Here is a 3,963-nt window from a genome sequence, read left to right as displayed (position 1 = left end):
GGCCTTTGAATGGGTTCATGTGCAGCTCCATCAGCAAAAGGGGATGATAAGTTTATCACCACCGACTATTTGCAACAGTGCCATTTCTTTTCTCATTCCTTCAACACTAAAAGCTCCTTTAAAAAGGTTGCAGGGGGCGCATGATGGAAATAAGTTTTCTATAGCATGCAGTTCAGGGTGCATAACCTTACCCGTACTTCGGGCAACATGAGTTACGCCGCTGCCGACAGGGGCTCTCACCAGTTCAAAGTCGCGTCGAACAGGCTCAACATGATCGGCATGCCACCCTTTTTCAGGAAGCTTGCAACCACAATAGGCACAACGCCCCCCAAATTTCATTCGCAGCTCAGCTCGCTGTATTTTAGAGATCTTATTTTTAGGTTTTGAGAACCTACCATCAGGTGATTCAGCTTTGGATAACTTTGCTGAGGGCTCAGGTAATTCAACTAAATTCCCGTTGATATTTATCACCTTGACCATATCATTTTCCGCCTTTACTAAGCTCACGGGCACAGGAACTGGCTTAAGTAACCGCTAAAGATAACAGCCACTGACTGCATCTACCCAGACCTTCTGTTTATACTCAATAGGCCACCCCTCTTTATCTGCCCGGATGACGCAATCATTTACCGTGGTGCGTGACCGGATACGAACATCAAGCGGAAGCGAATCGTTATCCACACGAGCCTGTGCCTCATTTAAAATGCGTAAAAACATCTCTTTGGTCATTCAGATACCCCCTCAACTTTGCGAATTTTGATCAGATGAGGGCGACTCAGTTTACAAAGTTGTTCTGTCGCTTCATCAATCGAATTGAACCGATGAGCCTCTTCGATATTTAAAGTCCAGTATTTCGCTTTCCCTTCTCCCAGATCGGACTCAAAATAATTTCGCTTTACATCCATTTTTTTAGGCCTGCCATTTATCTTGACGACATTATGTCTGTCATCAAAAAGAAATTCGTCCCCCTCAAAAGTGATTAATACAAATGGCCCCTCAGGCTTGGAAGTCCGGGAACTTTCCATTTTCAAAGTCATACTTCAGCCTCTCGATAGAACTCATGAAACGTCAAATTAAAATGGACTCACACCACACTGATTCAGTATTCCTCCTGAACCCCATTAGGCTCTGTTGTGATTTCATATTTAATTCCGCCAGGTGCTCCCACAGCGTCCGCGACCGACTCACACAGCAGCGAGAGATCGTTGAGGGTCATTGGGTGTTCAATGTCCAGCGTGAAGAGTTTCCCGGCTTGCTTGGCGGCTGTCTTGTCAGCATGTTCGGCATTAAAAAGGTATACGGTGTGTTTTTCCTGAGCGGGTGTATTTTGATTTTGCATTGATGATCCTTTTGTTTAGTTCCCCGATTCCGGGGGTGAGTGAATTAATTTAAATTTATATTCGTCTGGTTTAATTAGAACGTTTCCACGCTATGCGTAAACAGGTAATGCAAGGGCTGTATCAACAGGATTAAAGTTACTTTTCTGGATGCAGCAACGCTTGGACATGATGTCCACATTACATCACGATCAAAGCTAAGTTTTTTTTGTATAACCCCTCCATTTTCGTGTGTTTCGCGTTTCAGACGCTTATACGACCTGCTTGACCATCCTCATCAGAAGGCGGTTTAACAGTCCTTTCGCTGTCGGGCGATTGCTATCGACATAGTAAAAACCTGTTTTGGTCGTACCGTGAGCACTGCTCAGCACCCTCAGTTCCCAGATAACGTCACGGATAACGCCGCCATTTTCTGGCTTAAGGCATTCAGATAAATGGCGCATGAAACGAGCTCTTACGGCACGGTAATAGCGGAACTCCTCTGGCTGGTTAGTATTTTCTTTCACCCGGAGTCGCTGGTTACACAGAGTTAGAACTGCATCCATCATTCCCGCCTTCAGCTTCGCCTGGATCGCACCTTGTTGCTGTTCCCTCTCACCTTCGAGTAACGTTAAAATTCTTTCTCCGAGTGCCGTCTTGTTGTGTACGTGCAACTGAACACAGGCAGCTACGCATGCCCAGAATCTGAACTTTTTTATCTGTCCACGCAATTTCCGGGCTACAACCTGACGGTATGCAGAATCACTGAGTATTTTAAAACGCCGACTGGCAACCAGCTCTGGAAGCGACACTCTGTCGCCTATCCCCAGGCGGGAAAAGGTTTGTCCCCGCTGTGCGAGACGATGATAGACAGCGCCCTTGCCTTTTGAAATTCGGACCGCGCCATAACGAAGAAGATACTGAGCAGCAGTCGTTGGAGTAAACTCACCGTCAGCGATGCGCTGGCGTAACCCGTCGTATTCATGCCAGATAATCCAGGACGCCGTATCTTCTTCAACAGTCAGCTCATCCTCTTCCTCGAATGCCACGACGACAGAACTGCTCTCTCCGGTCTTTAGGCTACGTGAAGCCCTGGGGTCAGCCTGCCCGTCAAAATAGGTCATCAGCGGCAACGTATCAGTCAGTCCATCATAAGCTGTACCGAACCGGCCTCCGGGCAGTTTCATCCAGAGTGGAGCTGGCATTGGTGTACGGGGCACAGGCTGCATGTCAGGCTCATCCTCAAGAAGGTCCAGATCGGCCTCTTCCCAGACCCTGCGATAGATCTCAATTGCCCGAAACGGGCGAGGGTTGAAACAGTGCAACGACCAGAGGAAATCAACGTGGATCACGTTTGCTTCCTGTACAAGCCGAAATTGTGGCTCAGCCATACGACGGTTATAAGCCGTATCGTCAACCTCGCCGGAAAGTAGCTTTCTGCGATGCTCTGCCGCACGTCTTGCTTCAACATAATCAAGGCTGCAACAGGCATGAAAAAGACGTTCAGTCAGGGACGAAGAAAAGATATTGGGTTGAAGACGCACATATCCGCCTTCGAACACTTTACGACCGATATAATCCCGCAGGCTCCAGTCGTACTGGATCTTAGAAAGAAATCGCTGAAGACGACTCAGGCCAGCCTGATAACCGTATTTCTCCGGGTCAGTTCGAAGGAGCGTTTCCATTGAATGGTCAACCCCTACTGCTGTGCAAAATGAGCACCCTATAATTCTGATCATTTAGAAATTTTTTTGCGTTTAAAATCAATGAATTGAAAGATTTCATTTTTCTAAGTCTGATAAAACAGATGAAAACCCAACTGACTATACTCATAAAACTCAATCTTTGCGCTGCTGTACGATACCAGTAATTACAGGTGCCGAGTTTAACATCATGAAAAGTAGCCCAATAATGAATGACGCAACGCCAGCTGCGGTGCCTAACTTCTGACTGAACACCATTGAAACAAAGTACATATTTGGGATAAAAACGGACATAGCAATCACGAAAAGTAACTTATTCAGATAATTATTTATTCGGGTCTTAACCTCAACTCTATCATAAAAAGCCATCGAAACGTAAGCAGTTATCAGTGAATAAAAAGACCATGTCATATAGTTAACCGATTCATTAAATGCCTCTCGCAAAAGCAAAGCACTTTCTGTCATTCCCTACCTCATTAAATCAATAGAAAATAAATCTGAATAATTTATTTTTAAAAGAAAAGAGGCTTTGTTGAATAAATCAGATTTCGGGTAAGTCTCCCCCGTAGCGGGTTGTGTTTTCAGGCAATACGCACGCTTTCAGGCATACCTGCTTTCGTCATTTTGTTCAGCGCTCGTACCAGGGCCATAGCCTCCGCAACCTGACCATCGTAGTCACGCAGCGTCAGTGAACCCCCGAACAGCTGTTTTACCCGGTACATCGCCGTTTCCGCTATCGAGCGACGATTGTAATCTGTTGTCCATTTCCACCGCGCATTACTCCCGGTCAGCCGCTGATTCGCAACAGCACGGTTACGGTCTGCATATTCACCGGGCCAGTAACCCGCACCTTTTCGGGGCGGGATAAGCGCGCTGATTTTCTTACGCCGCAGTTCATCGTGACATAGCCGGGTATCGTAAGCGCCATCGGCGGCGGCTGACCT

7 protein-coding genes are annotated in these 3,963 nt (G+C 46.7%); all 7 read right to left on the bottom strand.

Going from position 1 to position 3,963, the window contains the following annotated elements:
• Positions 1–30 precede the first annotated feature (30 nt).
• Positions 31–480 carry an HNH endonuclease gene (locus ACOT1A_RS24375; RefSeq protein WP_000241453.1) on the bottom strand — a complete coding sequence of 150 codons (450 nt, stop codon included), beginning with the start codon at positions 478–480 and terminating at the stop codon, positions 31–33.
• Between the two features lie 54 nt (positions 481–534).
• Positions 535–729: a hypothetical protein gene (locus tag ACOT1A_RS24370; RefSeq protein WP_000159617.1), complete on the bottom strand. Its 195-nt coding sequence runs from the start codon at positions 727–729 to the stop codon at positions 535–537.
• Positions 726–1,037: a hypothetical protein gene (locus ACOT1A_RS24365; RefSeq protein WP_000172888.1), complete on the bottom strand. Its 312-nt coding sequence runs from the start codon at positions 1,035–1,037 to the stop codon at positions 726–728. Before ACOT1A_RS24365 ends, ACOT1A_RS24370 begins: the two co-directional genes overlap by 4 nt.
• Before the next feature lie 62 nt (positions 1,038–1,099).
• The gene (locus ACOT1A_RS24360; protein ID WP_001180999.1) at positions 1,100–1,339 is read right to left on the bottom strand and encodes a hypothetical protein; all 240 of its coding nucleotides are present in this window, start codon (positions 1,337–1,339) and stop codon (positions 1,100–1,102) included.
• A gap of 249 nt (positions 1,340–1,588) precedes the next feature.
• Positions 1,589–3,001, bottom strand: a complete 1,413-nt coding sequence (locus ACOT1A_RS24355; RefSeq protein ID WP_022646499.1) for a hypothetical protein — start codon at positions 2,999–3,001, stop codon at positions 1,589–1,591.
• A gap of 153 nt (positions 3,002–3,154) precedes the next feature.
• Positions 3,155–3,484, bottom strand: a complete 330-nt coding sequence (locus ACOT1A_RS24350) for a hypothetical protein (protein ID WP_000140246.1) — start codon at positions 3,482–3,484, stop codon at positions 3,155–3,157.
• A 116-nt stretch (positions 3,485–3,600) separates the two neighbouring features.
• Positions 3,601–3,963 (bottom strand): transposase (locus ACOT1A_RS24345; protein ID WP_421625538.1); only part of this gene is annotated, 363 nt, incomplete at its 5' end.

It is taken from the genome of Enterobacter cloacae complex sp. SYL003 (assembly GCF_049236925.1).
In the GTDB taxonomy this organism is placed as follows: Bacteria; Pseudomonadota; Gammaproteobacteria; order Enterobacterales; family Enterobacteriaceae; genus Enterobacter; species Enterobacter intestinihominis.
The sequence above is the reverse complement of the archived record's forward strand: the minus strand, read 5'-3'. Positions and strand labels throughout refer to the sequence as shown.

Bases quoted from the DNA above. Each gene is read 5' to 3' on its own strand.
- ACOT1A_RS24375 (WP_000241453.1), bottom strand. From the start codon at position 480: ATGGTCAAGGTGATAAATATCAACGGGAATTTAGTTGAATTACCTGAG.
- ACOT1A_RS24370 (WP_000159617.1), bottom strand. From the start codon at position 729: ATGACCAAAGAGATGTTTTTACGCATTTTAAATGAGGCACAGGCTCGT.
- ACOT1A_RS24365 (WP_000172888.1), bottom strand. From the start codon at position 1,037: ATGACTTTGAAAATGGAAAGTTCCCGGACTTCCAAGCCTGAGGGGCCA.
- ACOT1A_RS24360 (WP_001180999.1), bottom strand. From the start codon at position 1,339: ATGCAAAATCAAAATACACCCGCTCAGGAAAAACACACCGTATACCTT.
- ACOT1A_RS24355 (WP_022646499.1), bottom strand. From the start codon at position 3,001: ATGGAAACGCTCCTTCGAACTGACCCGGAGAAATACGGTTATCAGGCT.
- ACOT1A_RS24350 (WP_000140246.1), bottom strand. From the start codon at position 3,484: ATGACAGAAAGTGCTTTGCTTTTGCGAGAGGCATTTAATGAATCGGTT.